Raw genomic sequence first — 17,483 nt, 5'->3', positions numbered from 1 at the left:
CATGTGGACCGACATACGACCCGCGGTGGAGATGCCGCGACTGTTCGAACGAGGCGGTGACGTCATCTCGTTCGCGGGGGGCCTGCCCGACCTGGACGTCCTCCCGCTCGACACGATCTCCCAGCAGCTGTCCCGGCTCGTCAGGCTCGGCGGCAGGCTCGCCCTCCAGTACACGACCCCGCATGTCGCCAAGGCCCTCGTGCCGGCGATCACCGACCTGATGGCCCGTGAGGGCAGCACCGCCACGGCCGAACAGCTGGTCCCCACCGGCGGATCCCAGATGGGTCTGATGGCCCTGGGGCTCGGGATCGGCGTCCCGGGCGAGACCGTCCTGTGCCAGACCCCCGCCTACCCCGGCGCCGCGGCGGCCTTCCGCACCGCGGGCCTGACCCTCCACCCCGCGCCGGAGGACACCGACGGCCTCGACCCGGCCGGGCTGCGGGAGACGGTCCCGCGGCTGCGCGCGGCCGGGCGCACGGTGCGGATGCTGTACTGCAACCCCACCTTCCAGAACCCGACCGGTGCCACGCTCTCCGTCCCCCGCAGGCACGAACTTCTCGCCGCGGCCCGCGAGTTGGACCTGCTGGTCATCGAGGACAATCCCTACGGCCTGCTGTCCTTCGACGGCGCGACCACCACCGCACTGCACGCGCTTGACCCGGAGCGCGTGGTCTATCTCGGCACCTTCTCCAAGGTGTTCGCACCGGGTCTGCGCTGTGGCTGGATCGCCGCGCCCGGGGAACTGGCGGCCGCCCTGCGCCGTACCACCGAGGTCATGGCGCTGTCGCCGTCCGCGCTCGCCCAGGCCGCGCTCGCCGCCTTCCACACCCGGGCCGGCTGGACCGACCTGATCGACGCCTACCGCACGAGCTACCGGGAGCGCTGCGGCCTCATGGCCGACGCGCTGGAGGCCGAACTCGGCACCGACGGTCCCTGGCAGTGGCGGCGCCCGGACGGCGGCTTCTACATCTGGCTGCGTCACCGCGACGGTGTGGACACCTCCGGCTTCGCCGGGGCCGCGGCCGGGCACGGGGTCTCCTTCGTGCCCGGCGGCCACTTCGGCATCGACGGCGAGCACGCCGACGGGCTGCGGCTGTGCTTCAGCCACGTCCCGAAGAAGCGGATCGCCGAAGGCGTCTCCCGGCTGGCCCGGGCCCTCGAGACCCCGGTCGGCACCTTGGAAGGAGCGGCGCTGTGACCACGGCGATCACCGCCCCCGCGGCCGCTTCGGCGATGCGCGGGCAGGGCGGCGACCGGCCTCTCGACCGGTCGGCGTTCGCCCCGGCGTACCGGCTGGGCGACAGCGAGTGGCAGGTGTGGGGCGTGGGGCTGCTGCGCAGCGCGGGCTTCCCCGTCTCCGGTCTCGACCTGCTCGGCGGTCCCCGGGCCGCCGAAGCAGCGGCCCTCGTCGAGCACGGCACCGCCGGCGCCGAGGAGTTCACGGCCGCCTACCGGGCCGACGCACGGGCCGAGTCGGATCAGCTGGCCCGGCTCGCCGGCGACGACCGGGTGCGGCGGGCGATCGCCTGGCAGAACCGCACGGTGTACCACCTGCTGGACTCGATCGCGGCGGGCAAGGGCCCCGACTCCAAGCGCCGGCGCCGCGAGCGCACCCTGGCGATGTACTGGCTGCGCTACTGCGCCAAGGCGGAGACGATCGGCTTCTTCGGCCCCGCGGCCTGGATGTCCGTGGCCCGCGGACAGCGTGCGGTCGACGTCGAGCACGGCCCGGCGCTCACCGCCGAGAGCCGGACCTTCTTCGAACGCTGGACCGTGGCCGCCCTGGCCGACCGGATGGCCGGACAGCCCGGCGCCCGCTGGTGGTTCCCGCCGGTGCTCCGGCCCGACGTGCACCTCGACGGCGACCGGCTGGTCATGCCGGGCGGCCGCACGGTGCGGCTGCGCGAGGACGACGTCCGGGTGCTGCGCCTGGCCGACGGCGACCGCAACGGCGAGGCGATCACGGACGCCACCGGCTGGGACCCGGCCACCGCCCGGCAGCGCGTGGAGAAGATCCTGACCCGGCTGCTGAAGCAGCGGGTCCTCACCTGGGACGCCAACATCCCCGTCGACGTGCGCGCCGAGGAGATCCTGCGGCGCCGGGTGGCCGGCATCGGCGACCCGGAGCTGTTCGTCCGCTGCGACACGGTCCTGACCGAACTGGACCGTTTGCGGGAGGACATCGACCGCGCGGGCAGCGCCGAGGAACTGGTCGAGGCGCTCGACCGGCTCGACGACTTCTTCGTCCGTACGACCGGACAGGCGGCCTCCCGCGAGGAGGGCAAGGCGTACGCCGGGCGCACCCTCTGCTACCAGGACTCGCTGCGCGACTGCCGGACGGACCTGGGGCGCGACTTCTTCGACGCCATCGCCCGTCCGCTGGCCCTGGTCGCCGACGCGGCGGACTGGTTCGGCAACCGGCTCGCCGAGCTGGTGGAGGCGGAGGTCGCCGGCTTCGTCCGCAAGGCCGCGGCCCGCCGCGCGGAGGTGGCGCTCGCCGACGTGTGGCCGCAGGTGCTCGGTCTGTTCTGGGGGGACAACGCGACGCCCGTGCACACCGCGACCCGCGAACTGGCCGGGAAGTGGCGTGAGGTGCTCGCCCTGGACCCGGCGGCCCCGGGCTCCGTCCCGGTGCGACTGCGGGTCGCGGACATCGAGGAGCGGGCCCGCGCGGTGTTCGCCACCGGACCCGTGCGTTCGCCCCACCTCGCCGTGCACAGCCCCGACCTGCAGGTGGCGGCCCGGTCCGCGGACGCCGTCAACGCCGGCGAGCACACGGTCGTCCTCGGCGAACTGCACGCCTGCCTGGCCACGTTGGACCTGCCCTTCCTCGACTGGACCGCCGGGACCGGCTCGCTGCGGGACAAGGTCAACGCGGCCCTCGACGCCCCGCGCCTGGTACCGCTGCTGCCGGTCGACTGGAAGCGCAACAGCGGTCGCATGGTCCCCGCGCCGATCGGTGCCCAAGACCGGCTGATCGGCTTCACCCGGGCCCCGTACGACGACCGGACCCGCGTCGATCCGGCGGCGGCCATCGCCCTCGCCGAGACGGACGGCACGGTCACCGCGACCACTCCGGACGGGCGCGAGTGGAGCATCGCCGAACTCCTCGCGGTACCGGTCTCCATCATCGCCGCGGACGCCTTCAAGATCGGGCTCGACCGGACGCACGCCCCGCGCGTGACCCTCGACGACCTGGTCCTGTTCCGGGAGACCTGGCGGCTGCCCGTCGCCGGCGTCGACCTGCCGGACAAGGCCGAGCGGGAACGCGACTACCTCGCCGTACGCCGCTGGGTGGCCGCGCACGCCCTGCCCGACCTGCTCTTCGTCAAGTTCCCCGAGGAGACCAAGCCGTCCCTCGTCGACTTCACCAGCCCGACCCTCGTGCTCTCCTTCGCCAACCTCGTCCGCACCGCGCGCCGCCTCGCCCCCGATGCCCTCGTGACCCTCAGCGAGCCGCTGCCCGCCCCGGACGCCTCCTGGCTGACGGACGCGGACGGCGAGCGCTACGTCAGCGAACTGCGGCTCCAGATCAGCAGAAAGGTCGCGGAATGACCGTCCTCGCATCCGACGGGGCGGCGGTGGCGCTCGGCGCCACCCGCTCCCGGGATCCCGACATCGTCGCGACGATCGGCGGAACCCCGCTCGTCGCCCTCGACCGGCTGTTCCCGCCCGCACGGTTCCAGGTGTACGCCAAGTGCGAGCGGTTCAACCCGGGCGGCAGCATCAAGGACCGGGCCGCCAAGTCGATGATCGAGCACGCCATCAGGGCCGGCAAGCTCGTCCCCGGGGTGTCCACGGTCGTGGAGTCCTCCTCGGGCAACCTCGGCATCGCCCTCGCCCAGCTCTGCAACTTCTACCGGCTCGACCTCATCTGCGTGGTCGACCCGCGCACCACCCGGCAGAACGCCGCCATCATGCGGGCGTACGGCGCGAAGGTCGAGGTCGTCGACCGCGACCCGGCCACCGGTGAGTACCTGCCGTCCCGGATCGACCGGGTCCGCACCCTCCTGGAGACCGTGCCGGACGCCTACTGGCCCAACCAGTACGCCAACGAGTACAACGCCCGGGCGCACCACCACACCATGCGCGAGATCTGCGAGGCGCTGCCCGGCGGTCCCGACTACCTGTTCGTCGCGGCCGGCACCACCGGCACGCTGCGCGGCTGCGCCGAGTACATCCAGGACAACGGCCTGGCCACCCGGGTCGTCGCGGTGGACGCGGTCGGCAGCGTCATCTTCGGACCGCCGGAGCCGTGGGAACGCGGGCACCGGCGCACGATCCCCGGACACGGCGCGGCGGTCGTCCCGCCGCTGCTGCGGCGGGGGCTCGCCGACCAGGTCGTCAAGGTCACCGACCTGGACTGCGTGCGCGGCTGCCGTCAGCTGCTCGCCCACGAGTCCATCCTCGCCGGCGGCTCGTCCGGCGCCGTGATCTCCGCACTGCAGGGGGCCGCCGACCGGCTGGAGGCGGGCGTCACCTGCGTGGCCGTGCTCCCGGACGGCGGCGACCGCTACCTCGACACCATCTACTCCGACGCCTGGGTCGAGGCCACCTTCCAGGACATCCCGCTCCCGCAACACACCGACCAGGCCAACGGCCAAGAAAGGAGCGAGCCATGAAGGTCCTCGGACGGGACGACGTCAAAGCCGCTCTGACGGGTCTCGAACCCGCTGTCCTCGACGCGGTGCGCACCGCCTACGTGCTGCACGGCCAGGGACACTCCCAGGTGCCGTTCTCCAGCTTCCTGCGCCCGCCGCAGCCCGCCGGCTCCCGCATCATCTCCCTGCCCGCCTATCTGGGCGGCCCGGAGCCGGTGATGGGCCTGAAGTGGATCTCGTCCTTCCCGGCCAACGTCGAGCAGGGTCTGCAGCGGGCCTCCTCGGTGCAGATCCTCAACGACCTCGCCACCGGCTACCCCAGGGCCCTGCTGGAGGGCAGCCAGATCTCGGCCTCCCGCACCGCGGCGAGCGCCGCCCTCGCCGCCGGGGCCCTGCACGGTGACCGCCGGGTGCGCACCGCCGGTCTCATCGGCTGCGGCACGATCAACCAGCGCGTCCTCGCCTTCCTGACGCTGACCCACCCCGACCTGGACACCGTGGTGCTCCAGGACGTCGTACCGGGCCGCGCCGAGGCCTTCGCCACCGAACTGGAGTCCGAGTACCCGCGGATCACCTTCCGCACCGGCGAGGTCGGTGACGCGCTCGCCACCGAGACCGTGAGCATCGCGACCACCGACTCGACGTACTGGCTCGACCTGGCGGAGTACCCCGAGCGGCCCGCCGGCCAGGTGATCCTGCACCTCTCGCTGCGCGACCTGAGCACGAACTCGATCCTCGGCGCCTACAACGTCGTCGACGACATCGAGCACTGCGTCCGCGAGCAGACCTCCCTGCACAAGGCCGAACAAGAGGTCGGCCACCGGGAATTCGTACACGCCGAGATCGCCTCCGTACTGGGCTGCACCGAGCCCCCGGCCTCGAAGGACCCGGTCGTCTTCTCGCCCTTCGGCCTCGGCATCCTCGACCTCGCGGTCGCGCAGGCGGTCCTCAAGGCCGCCACCGAGGCCGGCCTCGGCACCGAGGCCGAGGGTTTCGACCCGGGCAGCCACCGGGTGACCGCCGCGATGCTGGGGAGCGCGGCATGAGTACACCGGGAACCCTGTTCGCCGAGGGCACCAAGGCCCTGGTGACCGGTGCCTCGCGCGGAATCGGCGCCGCGATCGCAATCGCCCTGGCCGAGCACGGCTGCGACGTCGCCCTCAACTACCGCTCCAACGCCGCCAAGGCCGAGGAGGTGGCCGAGCAGGTCCGCGCCCTGGGCCGGCAGGCGCTCCTGCTCCCGGCGGACATCTCCGACGAGACCCAGGTCGCCGCCATGTTCAAGGAGTTGAAGACGGCGTGGCGCTCCCTGGACGTCGCCGTCCTCAACTCCGGCGTGACGGCCGACGGCCACCTGGCCGCCATGAGCGGCGCCAAGTGGCAGCAGGTCATCGGCACCAACCTCACCGGCACCTTCTTCACCGCCCGTGAGGCGACCAAGCAGATGTACGCCAGTGGCGGCGCGATCGTCTTCATCGCCTCCACCAGCGGCATCGCCGGCCGGGCCGGCCAGGCCAACTACGCGGCCAGCAAGGGCGGTGTGATCTCCCTGGCCAAGACCCTGTCGTACGAGGTGGCCCCGCGCGGTATCCGCGTCAACGTGGTGGCGCCCGGCTTCATCGACACCGACATGGTCAAGAAGGTGCCGCCCGCGCAGCTGAAGGAGGCCCTGCAGGCGATCCCGATGGGCCGCATGGGCACCCCGGCCGAAGTGGCCCAGGCCACCGCCTTCATGGCGAGCCCCGCCGCCTCCTACATCACCGGCAAGGTACTCACGGTCGACGGCGGAATGATCCCCAACTAGCCCTATATCACCACTTCCTGACTATTCATCATCTTTCATCGAAAGGAACACCCATGTCCGTCGCCACCTTCGAGGACATCCGCAGCCAGGCCGAGTCCCGGCTGGAGAAGAACATGAAGGTCAAGTCGATGATCATCGAGCGGCTCGGCCTGGACGTGGAGCCGGCCGTCGTCTCCGACAACCAGCCGCTGTTCGGCCGCGGTCTGGAGATGGACTCGCTGGACACCCTGGAGATCGTCGTCATGGTCAACAACGAGTACGACGTGCTGATCAGCGACGACGACTTCGAGGCCTTCGGCTCCATCAACGCCCTCGTCGACTTCATCGAAGCCCGCGAGGTGTGAGCATGACGGTCATCGCAGAGGCGCACGCCGGGTCCGGGGCGCCCGCCAAGAAGTCCGCGGCAGCCGCCAAGAAGACCTACAGCTACTCCTCGGACGACATCAAGCGCATGCTGCCGCACCGCTGGCCGATGCTGATGATCGACCGCGCCCACGACGTCGTGCCGGGCGTGTCCGGCCGCGGGGTCAAGAGCGTCTCGGTGAACGAGCCCTTCTTCGCCGGGCACTACCCGGACCACTCGATCATGCCGGGCGTGATGATCGTCGAGGCGATGGCCCAGCTGGTGGCCGTCGTGTACGTCGCCGAGATCGTCGAGGCTCCCGAGCCGCCGGCCGAGGGCGATCCCTCCGCCAGCGTCGGCTACCTCGGCTCCATCAGCTCCATGAAGTTCTCCCGCCTGGTCGTCCCCGGCGACCAGCTGTCCCTGGAGGCCAAGCTCGGCCAGCGCCTGGGCGGCCTCAGGCAGGTGTCGGTGCGGGCCACCGTCGGCTCGGAACTCGCGGCCGCCGGCTCCCTCATCGTCACCACCGGACGCAAGGCCTGACCCTCCGCCCCCGTACCAGTCCGACCCGAACAGAAGGAGGTGTGGAATGTCCATCACGATCCGCCCGTACCAGGAGGGCGACGCGCAAGACATCGCGGAGCTCTACAACCGCCACCGCGACAACCCCAACCCGGTAGCCGGAGGCATCACCGGCGAGGAGCTGGAGCGCGAGCTGGCCGAGCGTGACACGGGCACGTTCATCGTGGCGGTCGACGGCGGGCGTGTGGTGGGCACCTTCGGCCTGTTCCACAACACCGGCCGACGCTCCGCCCGCGCCGGTGAGCTGATCGCCGACATGTTCTTCGTGGCACCCGCCTACCGCAACGGCGTTATCACCGGACGGCTGTTCACGGAGGCCGTCGAGTGGATGGTGCAGTCCGGCTGCCTCGTGCTGCGGCTGACCGTCAACCCGGCCAACTCCGTGGCCTTCCGGCTCTACCGGCGCGTCGGCTGTGTCTCGGTGGGGCAGACCGTCCCCGGCGAGGACGGCAACGTCGAGCTGCACAACTACATCCCGCTGATCCTGCGCAGCGTGTTCGCGGACCTCGGCCCCGACGTCCGGGCCGCGCTGGGCGGACTGAACAGCTTCGCCACCGTGACCGAGTCCCGCGACGACGAACTGCGCTCCGACGTCCGCCTGGTGGACGGCGTCCGGACGGTCGACTACTGCCTGGCCGTCGGGGAGTTCCGGCTCACCGCGAGCGTCGACGTCGACCGCGGTGTCGTCCGCGAGGCCGAGGTCACCGGGCCGGACGGCGTGAGCCGGGCGCTGCGGCTCGCGGAACCGCCGTACCGCATCCGCACCCCGCGCGGGGCACAGCCGTACCGGTTCGCCTCCGGGCCGCTGGCCGTCGAGGTGGACGGCGAGGACGGGACCGTGCACGTGCTGGCCGAGGGCCACCACGGGCCGGTGTTCGTCTCCACCTGGCCCAGCTGCCGGGCGGACCGCCCGGCGGGCTGGCGCGAGGGCGAGCCGCGCGACCTGGACCTCGTCCCCGTCGAGCACGGGGTGCGGGTCACGGAGCGGTGCGGCGACGACCAGGTGACCGGCACCTTCACCCTCACCGAGGGCGTACTCGGCCAGGACTTCACCTTCACCCGGCGGCCCGGACGCATCTTCCAGACCGTACCGCTGCGCCAGGGCGGCTTCGCCCCGGACACCGGGCCGGCCCACCCGCTCGGACTGGGCCTCGGCGTCCGGGACGCCTCCGAGGTGGTCGCAGCCGCCCAGGTGGCCCCCGTGGGCGGCGATCTCACCTGGACCGGCGCGGCCTGGAGCGTGCGGGTGCCGGTGCGGGAGCCCGTCCGGCTGATCCACAGCGGTCTGCTGGAGCGCGGCCTGGAAGCCGGTCCGGACGGGGTGGCCCGGCTGCGCACCGAGTTCCGCCCGCGGAACGCCCCCGCCACGCCCGCCGCCCCGGCCGCGACAGCGATGGCCGGACCCCGCAGGATCCAGCTCGACGCCTCCGCCGCCGGGGTCGTCGCCTGGCGGGAGGGCGGCACCAAGGTGCTGCGCAGCTCCTTCCCGCGTACCCGGGCCTTCGGCAACAACCCCCGCTGGAGCGCCGGGATGTGGGTCACCGCCGAGCACAGCCGGTTCGGCCGCGCCGCCGGACTGGGCTGGGGTGTCGGGTCCGCCTCCGGCTGGGAGGAGAAGCACCCGCTCGGCCTCTACGGCCCGCAGGACGGCATCGGCTTCGAACTCATCGCGCCCGACGACACCGCCGAGCCGGTCCGCGTCGACCTCCAGGCCCCCGACACCGCGGAGGAGGTCGTTCTCTGGATCACCCCGAACACCCCGCGCGAGACCACCGCGGTGATCGACTCCGCAGGCACCCGGTGGGAACTGAACTCCCCCGACTTCCGTCAGGTGTGGGCCGCGGCGGCCGCGGTCCGCCTGTCCGACGGCAGCTGGCTGCACTGCCGGCCCGCCCGGCCCGGCTCGGCCGAGGCCGAGATCGTCCTGCGCACGACCACGTCCGGCCTGCTCATCGGCTGCGCGTCCGCCGCCCGGCGGCCGCACGCCTGGCTTCTGTCCGTGAGCAGCGAGCCCGCCCTGTGACAACGCACTTCCCGCAAACGACGCATACCGAGATCCGTACCGAAGGGAACCGCCCATCATGACCACCGCCCCGCTCCGCACCGAGACGGACGACTACGCCACCGTCCGCACCACCGTCGGCGCCTACCGCATCTCCGCCCCGCTGGTGCGTATCTCCGGCGACGAGCGGATCGCCCTGCTGGACCAGTTCCTGGCCAAGTCGGGCGAGTTCGTCGAGCCGGACACCGTCCGCGAGGCGCTCGCGCTGAACGCCGACGGCACGCCCTTCGCGATCCTGCTGCACTTCGAGATCGGCGACGACGCCTGGCTGCTGCCCCGTACCGAGGTCACCGCCGACGAGCTGCGCGGCTACCTGGAGCAGCTGGACGTCCCCGAGGACGTCACCGTCGAGGTCCAGCCGGAGGGCTGGGGCGCCAGCGCCTTCGAGGGCCCCACCGCCTGGTCCGTGGCGGCGGACTTCGTCGACTTCGACATCTCCGGACTGACCCTGCACGCCGTCACCGAGTCCGCGCTGTCCGACGAGCCGGCCGCCCTCGCCCACCTGGCACGGGTCGGCACCACCGGCGAGTACGGCTACCTCCTGCTGTCGAACGCCCCCGAGGCCGCCCACCGGGCCGTCCTCGCGGCCGTGGCCGAGCAGGGCGGCGCGCCGGTCGGCACCGAAGGCCTGGTCCGGGTGCAGGCCGAGGCCGGCATGGCCGTGTACGCGGCCGGGTTCGCCGGGCTGACGGTGAACGAGGCCGACCTGTCCTGGATGATCGACTGGAACCGCATCGGCGAGTTCCACGGTTCCGACGACCTGGTGCAGCCGGCCACCGGGACGGCGAGACTGACCGCCCTGGCCGCCCCGGCGGAGGGCCGGTTCGCCGCCGGCGCCAAGGTGACCGCCTCCGGTGAGGCCGTCGGCACCGTCCTGTGGCAGGCGCCCTCCGCCAACCCGGATGAGGAGCTGGTCCTCGCCCTGCTGGACGCGCCCTTCTGGGTCCCGGGCCTGGAGCTGGCCGGCGAGGACGAGCAGGGTGCCGAGCGCCCGCTGCGCACCGTGACCCTGCCCCGCGTCATCGCCCGCTCGCTCACCACGAGGATCTCCTGATGACCACGCCGAGAATCGCCCTCACCGGACTGGGGCTGATCACCGGGGCCGGGGACGACGTCGAGAAGGGCTGGTCGTCCATCACAGCGGGGACCTCCGGCATCCGCGCCAACACCCTCTTCGACACCTCCGAGCTGCTGACCGAATGGGCGGGCATGGTCACCGCCGAGCAGCCGGCCGACCTCGACCGCTGCTACGGCCTGGCGGCCACCGCCATCCGCGAGGCGCTGCGGGGCAGCGGCCTGGACCTGGACACCGTCGACCGGGACCGGGTCGCGGTGGTGGTGGGCTCCAGCCTCGGCGCCATGCCGACGCTGGAGGCGGTCCACGCGGGCCTGGTGCACGAGGGGAAGCTGGACGCCGGACAGGCGGCCGCGTCCCAACTGCCCTGCGTGGGCGACTACATCGCGGCCGAGTTCGACCTGCGCGGCCCGCGCGTGGTCCTCTCCAACGCCTGCGCCGCCAGCGCGGTGGCCCTGGGCTACGCGGCCGAGCTGCTGTGGAAGGGAGACGTCGACCACGTCGTCTGCGGCGGCGTCGACCCGCTCGCCTCCCTGTCGGCGTTCGGGTTCAGCGCCCTGGGCGCCCTGGACCCGGAGCCCTGCTCGCCGATGTCGGCGTCCACCGGGCTGACGCTCGGCGAGGGAGCCGGGTTCATGGTCCTGGAGTCGGCGGAGCGGGCGGCCGCGCGCGGCGCCCGGGTACTGGCCGAGCTGGGCGGCTACGGCCTGTCCTGCGACGGCTACCACCAGACCGCCCCGGACCCCAGCGGCAAGGGCGCCTGCGCCGCCATGGCGCAGGCCCTCGACACCGCCGGCCTCGGCCCGGACGACGTCGACTACCTCAACCTGCACGGCACCGGCACCCCCGCGAACGACGCCTCCGAACCCAAGGCGGTCAAGCTGCTGTTCGGCTCGGCGCTCCCGCCGGCCAGCTCCACCAAGTCGATCATCGGCCACACCCTCGGCGCCGCCGGCGCGGTGGAGGCGGTCGTCAGCACCCTGGCGATCGACCGCGGGACGCTGCCCCCGACGATCAACACCCGTGGCGTGGAACAGCCGTTCGGACTGGACGTCGTCCCGGACACGGGTCGCGCGGCCGCGCCCGAGGTGGTGCTCTCCAACTCCTTCGCCTTCGGCGGCAACAACGCCTCCGTCGTCCTCAACCGGCCCGACCGGCCCGGCTCGGGCCCCCGCCGCACGGAGCCCGTGCACGAGGTCGTCGTCACGGGCGTGGCGGGCCTTGCGGGCGCGGCCGGCAACACCGCCGGTCTCGTCGCCGCCCTCTCCGGCGAACTGCCCTGCTTCACCGGCGTGGAGCACGTCGAGGGCGTCGGTGAGGTCCCGGTCGGCCGGATCGACGTCAAGGCCGCCTCCCGGGGCATCAACCCCAGTCGCGCCCGCCGGATGGACCCGCTGAGCCTGCTCGCCGCCGCCGCGGTCGCCGACCTGTACGGCCGGCACGGCAAGCCGTCACGGGCCGAGGCCGAGGGCACCGGCATCGTGTTCGCCACCGGCTACGGGCCCGTCACCTCGGTGCTCCAGTTCCACAAAGGCGTCCTCCAGCAGGGCATCAACGGCGCCAACCCCGCCCTGTTCGCCAACACGGTCGTCAACGCGGCCGCCGGACACGTGGCGATGCTGCACCGCTACCGCGGCTACACCGCCACCATCGCCAACGGCGGCACCAGCTCGGTCCTCGCGCTCCAGCTCGCCGCCCGGGTCATCGCCCGCGGCGCCTGCGACCGGATCATGGTCGTGATCGCCGACGAGTTCCCCGAGCAGGCACTGGCCACCCAGGCCGGTCTTCCCGGCTACGCCCGCAGCACACGGGTGGTACCCGGCGGCCGTACCGGAATGGTGCTCAGCGAGGGGGCCGCCGCGATCCTGCTGGAGAGCAGGGAGTCCGCCGCCGCACGCGGCGCGGACGTCCTGGCCCGGGTGCGCGGCTACGGCGCCTCCGGCGAGTCGGTGGGCATCGGCCGCATCGGCCGCGACGGAGAGGCCTGGGCACGGTCCCTGCGCGCGGCGATGGCGGAGGCGCAGGTCACCCCCGACGGGATCGGCACCGTCGTCTCGGCCGCCTCCGGCTACAGCCTGGTCGACGTGGCTCAGACCCGGGCCCTGCGCCTGGCCGGCCTCGCCGACCGCCCGGCCCTCACGCCGAAGGCCCTGCTGGGCGAGACGTACGGCAGCGCGGGCGCGCTCGGTCTGGTCGCCGCGCTGAGCGGCGAGACCCCGCGCGGCACGCTGCTGCTGTCCAGCTTCGCCTACGGCGGCTCGTACGCGGCGGCCGTGTTCGACGCGGGGGCGTGATGGGCAGCCTGATGGGTCTGCTGATGGATCCGGTGGTGCGCGGCCGTGCGGGTGGCGGGCCGGTGATCGACTGCCTCGTCACCCACCACGCCCGTCTCCCCCGCGATCACATGGGCCACCGGCTGAGCCGATCCGGCCGCTCGCTGATCATCGAGGCGGTCCGGGCGGTGTACGGCATCGACGTCACCGCCCGGGACCTCGCCCGGGACGCGCACCGACGCTGGAGCGTCCCGGCCCACGGCCTCTCCGTCTCGGTGGCCCACTGCGGGGAGTACAGCACGGTGGCCCTCTCGGCGGTGGCCACCGTGGGCGTGGACCTGCAGGACGAGCGGGACCGGCCGCACGCCATGCGCTGGCTCGGCGACCTGCTGGGCCGGCCCGAGCCCGCCACCATCCGGGACTTCACCGAGTGCGAGGCGCTCATCAAGGCCTCGCACGTGACGAAGGAGACCTTCGCCGGAGTCCGGCTGCCCTCCTGGCGGCCGGGCTGGCGCCCCACCAACGTCCCCGCGTACCAGGTCCGTTCGGCCGTCGTCGGCCCCGGCCTGCACCTGGCGCTCGCCACCGACGGGACCGCCGCCGTCCGCTGGTGGTGGCGGTCCGGCCGCGGCGCGCGAGCCATCCGCACCGACGCCCTGCCTCTGGAGGCGGCATGACAGCGACAGCACCGGCCACGCGGCCGTACACCCGCCGCATCTCCCAGATCGAGCGCGGCTATCTGAACGCCGCGGCGACCGGCACCGCCCAGCTGATCCAGATGGTCGTGGAGGGCGAGGGGCGGATCGACCCCGAGGCGCTGCGCGAGGCCGTACGGGTCGCCACACTCGCCAACCCGGGCCTCGCGGTACGGCGGCGGGCAGCGGCCTGGCGCGCCGACGGCCCGCTGCCGCCCGTCGTCGAACTGCCCGGGGACACCGGCTTCGACGCGCCCTTCTTCCACCGCGACCTCGACGTCGTCACCGGCCCGGTCTGCGAGATCGGCCTCAGCCACGGAGCGGTGACCCGGCTGGTGGTGCGGGCGAGCCACATCGTCACCGACGGACGAGGCCTGCGACAGTGGACGGCCGACGTGTTCCGGGTGCTGCGCGGCGAGCAGCCCGTCGGCGCGACCTCCCTGGTCGACGACACCCACTTCCGCACCGCCGCCGGGACCGTGCCCCCGGCCGAACCGCCCGCCCGGCTCGCTGGCTTTCCCGCCCTCCTCGGCGACGGCCCGGCCGACGGCACCCCGCTGTGGATCCGGCGCCGGGTCCGGGCCTGCCCGTCGGCGGTCACCGCCCGTGTGGCCGCCGCCCTCTCCCGGCACCTGGCCGGCGACACCGGCCGGCTGATCGTCCCCGTGGACCTGCGCCGTCACGACCGCTCGGTGCGCTCCACCGCCAATCTGACCTCGCAGCTCGTGCTGGACCTCCGACGGGACGACAGCTGGAAGTCGCTGCACGGCCGGATCGTGCGCGCGCTGCTGCACAAGCGGGAAGTCGCCTCGCTCAGCAAGGACTTCCTGCGTCAGAACCCCTTCGCCAACTCCCTGCGCGAGGCCCGGGAACTGGACGGCACGCGCTTCCCCTGCACGGCGATCATCACCGACCACGGGCGGATCGACACCGACGAGCTGCGCACCGACCGCTTCCGGCCCACCGCGTTCTCCACACTGCCCATGCTCGTGCCCTACGCCGAGATGTTCCTGAGCGCCTGCCAGATCGACGACGACACCGAGCTGACCCTCTCGTGCCGCAACCGCCCCGGGGCCCGTGCGGCCGGCGAGGCGGTCCTCGACGGGATCGAGCACGCGCTCACGTCGGCGGACTGAACCGGCTTTCCCACCTGCTGACTTCCTAAGGATGCGCCCCATGTCGCTGACCAATCCCACCAACGAACAGGCGCCGAGCCCGCCGGAGAGCCCGGAGAGCCCGGGGAGCGCCGACACCGCGGCCGCGGACCCGGAGAGAGCGGAGCAGGATCCCGCACCGGCCGGGGCCGAGGAGGACCGGTCCGAACCGTCGTCGCCCCAGGCGCCGTCCGGACCGTCCGGGCCGACCGTCCTGACCATGGCCGCGGCCATCACCGGCGGATTCCTCGCGCTGCTCGACACCACCATCGTCAACGTGTCCCTGGAGGACACCACCGCCCGGTTCGGCGGCATCAACCAGGTGCAGTGGGTGGTGACCACGTACCTGATCGCCCTGGCCGCCCTGATGCCCGCGACCGGCTGGCTGGCCACCCGGTTCGGTGTCAAGCGGGTCTTCGCCGCTGCCACGGTGCTGTTCGCGCTGGGCTCGGCGGCCTGTGCGTTCAGCCAGACGCTCCCGGAACTGATCGCCGCACGCGGCGTGTCCGGAGCCGCCGCCGGTGTGCTCACCCCCGTGTCGACGATCCTGCTCACCTCCGGCGTGCCCCGCGAACAGCTCGGCCGGGTACAGGGGCTGAACGGCAGCGTCATGCTGATCAGCCCGCTGCTGGGGCCCACGATCGGCGGTCTCCTGGTCGAGGCCGGCGGCTGGTCCGCGGTGTATGCGGTCAACGTGCCGCTGTGTGCGGTCCTGCTGGCCGTCACCCTGCGCTGGGTCCGCAAGGACACTCCGGCCGGCAAGGAGGCCAAGCCCCTGGACGTGGTCGGACTGCTGTCCTCGGCCGCCTGCACGGTGAGCACGGTGCTGGCCATCCACGCCTTCTCCGGCGGCGGGCTGCACGCCCGGCCGGCCCTGCTGCTGCCGCTGGTCCTCGCCGTGCTGAGCGGCGCCGTGTTCGTGGTGCGCCAGCTGCGCGCCCGCTTCCCGCTGCTGGACCTGCGCCTGTTCGCCCACCGCGTCTACCGCACGGCCGCGGTGAACATCTTCTGCCTGGGCTTCGTGCTCTATTCGCCGATGATGCTCATCCCGCTGTACTTCGAGTCCGCGCGCGGTGAGAGTGCCGTGACGACCGGTCTGCTGATGTCCACGGGCGGTCTCGGCGTGGTCTCCGCCGCCTGGCTGTGCCGCATCCTGATGAAGCGGCTGGGCGGGGGCGGCACTGTTGTCGTCGGCATCTCGCTCACCATGCTGGCGACCGTGCCCCTCACCGGGCTGTCGGCCGACACACCGTACCCGCTGCTCTGCGCCAGCCTCGCGGTCCGCGGCCTGGGCACGGGCCTGACCATCGTGCCGGCCATGACCCGGGCGTTCCAGTCGATCCGGCCGCAGTCCATCCCGGACGCCTCTTCGCAGCTCAACCTGATCCAGCGGATCGGCGGCACCGTCGCCCTCGCGGTGGTGACGGTGATCCTGGACGCGGCGGCACGCCGGCACCACGGCCTGGCGCCGGCAGCCTTCGCGCACTCCTTCGGCTGGCTTCTCGGCGTCTACGCCGTCACGCTGCTCCCCGCACTGGCGCTGCTCGTGGCGGACCGCCGCGAGGCCCGCCAGAGCGCGGCCGGGGCCTGACCGGGGGGAGCGCTGCGCCCGGAACGCCCGCGGTCACCGCGAGGAGGGGAGCCAGCCGTCCTGCACGGCATGCACTCCGGCCTCGAAGCGGCTGCGGGCGTCCAGGCGTTCCATCAGATTGGCGGCGACCCGCCGCGAGGTGCGGGGCGAGACGCCGAGGCGCTTGGCGATGGCCTCGTCGGTGTAGCCCTGGGCCAGCATCTTCAGCACCGCACGCTCCTGCGGCGGCATGTCCTTCACCCCGCACTTCGGGGTGCTGCCCAGCGGGATCGCGGTGATCCACACGCTCTCGAACAGGGCGCACAGCGCCGCGACCGTCCCGGCGCCGCGCAGCACCACTCCGCCGGCCCGGGCGTCACTGGTGTCGATCGGCAGCACCGCCTGGCTCCGGTCGAAAATGATCATACGGATCGGCAGGTCGGGGACGGTGCGGACCTGTCCGCCGTACTGGTGCAGCCAGCTGACGTGCTCCAGCGTGGGCGCATGGTTGCGCATGCTGTCGAGGTAGATGGTCCGCATCCGTACCCCACGGCCGAGCAGGTCGGCGTTGGGCTTGCGGCTTGCCGCCAGGTCTTCGGCCGAATGGGCGCCGCCCGGCGCGAAGGTGGTGACCTCGGTGCGCGCGGAACCGGCCAGCTCCGCCAGCCGATCCCGGATCGTCTCCGGGCCCAGCAACTGTTCGGAGGCCTGGTCGAGGGCGCGCGGGCGCAGCGCCGAACACTCCGCGATCAGCTGGGCGGCCGCGGCACGGGAGGCCTCCACCCGCATCTGCTGGGCGGCCAGCTCCGCCTGCTGGCGGGCCAGCAGCACCTCCATCGCCGTCTCCGGGCCTATCGCCCGGAACCCTATGCCCTCCCTGCCCGAAGGCTGGATCAGCGCCAGCGCGCTGAGCCGGTCGAGTCCTGTCCTCACCTGTTCCTCTGTCAGGCCCAGCCGGGCCGCGAGCGCCGCCACTCCGTCCCGGGGATTGGTCAGCATCCCCCGGTAGATGGCTTCGGCTTCAGCATCGAGTCCCAGAACGTCCAACATGATGCAATCCCCCTGGCCAGCATCAAACTCACTGAGTTCGAAACTTAGTGCCCCAGAGCTTACTGACGTTGAACACGTGATGCTCCCGAGATGACAGTGAGGCCGGTTCCGGCCAATTCGGCGAACGTTCAACCAACTTGGCGGTGGTCCGCGCGGCGGGTGCGCCGGGCCGCCAGGCGGCGTCATATGCCTGCATACGGCGGGGCGGGCGGGGGCGGCGCCGGGACCGGTCCCGGCCCGATGAACGAACCTGTCCGGGCCGGCCTGCGCCCTC

General features: G+C 72.9%; 14 protein-coding genes. 13 read left to right on the top strand and 1 reads right to left on the bottom strand.

What is annotated here, in order from left to right; genetic code table 11:
- Position 1 precedes the first annotated feature (1 nt).
- The 13 genes from ACIRU3_RS04640 to ACIRU3_RS04580 are packed head-to-tail and all read left to right on the top strand — an operon-like array spanning position 2 to position 16,180.
- Positions 2–1,198 carry a PLP-dependent aminotransferase family protein gene (locus ACIRU3_RS04640; protein WP_404051280.1) on the top strand — a complete coding sequence of 399 codons (1,197 nt, stop codon included), beginning with the start codon at positions 2–4 and terminating at the stop codon, positions 1,196–1,198.
- Entirely contained in the window at positions 1,195–3,555 is a 2,361-nt protein-coding gene (locus ACIRU3_RS04635) for a lantibiotic dehydratase (protein ID WP_404051277.1), read from the top strand. Before ACIRU3_RS04640 ends, ACIRU3_RS04635 begins: the two co-directional genes overlap by 4 nt.
- Positions 3,552–4,622 (top strand): 2,3-diaminopropionate biosynthesis protein SbnA, encoded by a 1,071-nt coding sequence (gene sbnA / locus ACIRU3_RS04630; protein ID WP_404051275.1) that lies wholly within the window; start codon positions 3,552–3,554, stop codon positions 4,620–4,622. The genes ACIRU3_RS04635 and sbnA overlap by 4 nt, the downstream gene beginning before the upstream one ends.
- A complete protein-coding gene (gene sbnB / locus ACIRU3_RS04625) occupies positions 4,619–5,647 on the top strand; it encodes a 2,3-diaminopropionate biosynthesis protein SbnB (protein WP_404051273.1) in 1,029 nt (342 codons plus the stop codon). The genes sbnA and sbnB overlap by 4 nt, the downstream gene beginning before the upstream one ends.
- Positions 5,644–6,405, top strand: a complete 762-nt coding sequence (gene fabG, locus ACIRU3_RS04620; RefSeq protein WP_404051271.1) for a 3-oxoacyl-ACP reductase FabG — start codon at positions 5,644–5,646, stop codon at positions 6,403–6,405. The genes sbnB and fabG overlap by 4 nt, the downstream gene beginning before the upstream one ends.
- A 53-nt stretch (positions 6,406–6,458) precedes the next feature.
- A complete protein-coding gene (locus ACIRU3_RS04615) occupies positions 6,459–6,749 on the top strand; it encodes an acyl carrier protein (RefSeq protein ID WP_404051268.1) in 291 nt (96 codons plus the stop codon).
- A 2-nt stretch (positions 6,750–6,751) separates the two neighbouring features.
- Positions 6,752–7,291, top strand: a complete 540-nt coding sequence (gene fabZ / locus ACIRU3_RS04610; RefSeq protein ID WP_404051265.1) for a 3-hydroxyacyl-ACP dehydratase FabZ — start codon at positions 6,752–6,754, stop codon at positions 7,289–7,291.
- A 46-nt stretch (positions 7,292–7,337) separates the two neighbouring features.
- Positions 7,338–9,353: a GNAT family N-acetyltransferase gene (locus ACIRU3_RS04605; RefSeq protein ID WP_404051262.1), complete on the top strand. Its 2,016-nt coding sequence runs from the start codon at positions 7,338–7,340 to the stop codon at positions 9,351–9,353.
- A 58-nt stretch (positions 9,354–9,411) separates the two neighbouring features.
- On the top strand, positions 9,412–10,446 hold the full coding sequence (locus ACIRU3_RS04600) for an aminomethyl transferase family protein (RefSeq protein ID WP_404051259.1): 1,035 nt from the start codon (positions 9,412–9,414) through the stop codon (positions 10,444–10,446).
- Positions 10,446–12,761: a beta-ketoacyl synthase N-terminal-like domain-containing protein gene (locus ACIRU3_RS04595; RefSeq protein ID WP_404051257.1), complete on the top strand. Its 2,316-nt coding sequence runs from the start codon at positions 10,446–10,448 to the stop codon at positions 12,759–12,761. Before ACIRU3_RS04600 ends, ACIRU3_RS04595 begins: the two co-directional genes overlap by 1 nt.
- Entirely contained in the window at positions 12,761–13,417 is a 657-nt protein-coding gene (locus ACIRU3_RS04590) for a hypothetical protein (protein ID WP_404051254.1), read from the top strand. The genes ACIRU3_RS04595 and ACIRU3_RS04590 overlap by 1 nt, the downstream gene beginning before the upstream one ends.
- On the top strand, positions 13,414–14,571 hold the full coding sequence (locus tag ACIRU3_RS04585) for a hypothetical protein (protein WP_404051251.1): 1,158 nt from the start codon (positions 13,414–13,416) through the stop codon (positions 14,569–14,571). The genes ACIRU3_RS04590 and ACIRU3_RS04585 overlap by 4 nt, the downstream gene beginning before the upstream one ends.
- A gap of 40 nt (positions 14,572–14,611) precedes the next feature.
- On the top strand, positions 14,612–16,180 hold the full coding sequence (locus ACIRU3_RS04580) for a DHA2 family efflux MFS transporter permease subunit (protein WP_404051248.1): 1,569 nt from the start codon (positions 14,612–14,614) through the stop codon (positions 16,178–16,180).
- A gap of 33 nt (positions 16,181–16,213) precedes the next feature.
- Here ACIRU3_RS04580 and ACIRU3_RS04575 read toward each other — a convergent pair whose 3' ends face one another.
- On the bottom strand, positions 16,214–17,209 hold the full coding sequence (locus ACIRU3_RS04575; protein WP_404051245.1) for a LuxR C-terminal-related transcriptional regulator: 996 nt from the start codon (positions 17,207–17,209) through the stop codon (positions 16,214–16,216).
- Positions 17,210–17,483 lie beyond the last annotated feature (274 nt).

Source organism: Streptomyces sp. NPDC101151, from assembly GCF_044768335.1.
GTDB lineage: Bacteria > Actinomycetota > Actinomycetes > Streptomycetales > Streptomycetaceae > Streptomyces.
Note: the sequence above shows the minus strand (reverse complement) of the source record. Positions and strands in the feature narration are given on the sequence as shown.

Bases quoted from the DNA above. Each gene is read 5' to 3' on its own strand.
- ACIRU3_RS04640 (WP_404051280.1), top strand. From the start codon at position 2: ATGTGGACCGACATACGACCCGCGGTGGAGATGCCGCGACTGTTCGAA.
- sbnB (WP_404051273.1), top strand. From the start codon at position 4,619: ATGAAGGTCCTCGGACGGGACGACGTCAAAGCCGCTCTGACGGGTCTC.
- ACIRU3_RS04585 (WP_404051251.1), top strand. From the start codon at position 13,414: ATGACAGCGACAGCACCGGCCACGCGGCCGTACACCCGCCGCATCTCC.
- sbnA (WP_404051275.1), top strand. From the start codon at position 3,552: ATGACCGTCCTCGCATCCGACGGGGCGGCGGTGGCGCTCGGCGCCACC.
- ACIRU3_RS04615 (WP_404051268.1), top strand. From the start codon at position 6,459: ATGTCCGTCGCCACCTTCGAGGACATCCGCAGCCAGGCCGAGTCCCGG.
- ACIRU3_RS04590 (WP_404051254.1), top strand. From the start codon at position 12,761: ATGGGCAGCCTGATGGGTCTGCTGATGGATCCGGTGGTGCGCGGCCGT.
- ACIRU3_RS04605 (WP_404051262.1), top strand. From the start codon at position 7,338: ATGTCCATCACGATCCGCCCGTACCAGGAGGGCGACGCGCAAGACATC.
- ACIRU3_RS04580 (WP_404051248.1), top strand. From the start codon at position 14,612: ATGTCGCTGACCAATCCCACCAACGAACAGGCGCCGAGCCCGCCGGAG.
- fabG (WP_404051271.1), top strand. From the start codon at position 5,644: ATGAGTACACCGGGAACCCTGTTCGCCGAGGGCACCAAGGCCCTGGTG.
- ACIRU3_RS04600 (WP_404051259.1), top strand. From the start codon at position 9,412: ATGACCACCGCCCCGCTCCGCACCGAGACGGACGACTACGCCACCGTC.
- ACIRU3_RS04575 (WP_404051245.1), bottom strand. From the start codon at position 17,209: ATGTTGGACGTTCTGGGACTCGATGCTGAAGCCGAAGCCATCTACCGG.
- fabZ (WP_404051265.1), top strand. From the start codon at position 6,752: ATGACGGTCATCGCAGAGGCGCACGCCGGGTCCGGGGCGCCCGCCAAG.
- ACIRU3_RS04595 (WP_404051257.1), top strand. From the start codon at position 10,446: ATGACCACGCCGAGAATCGCCCTCACCGGACTGGGGCTGATCACCGGG.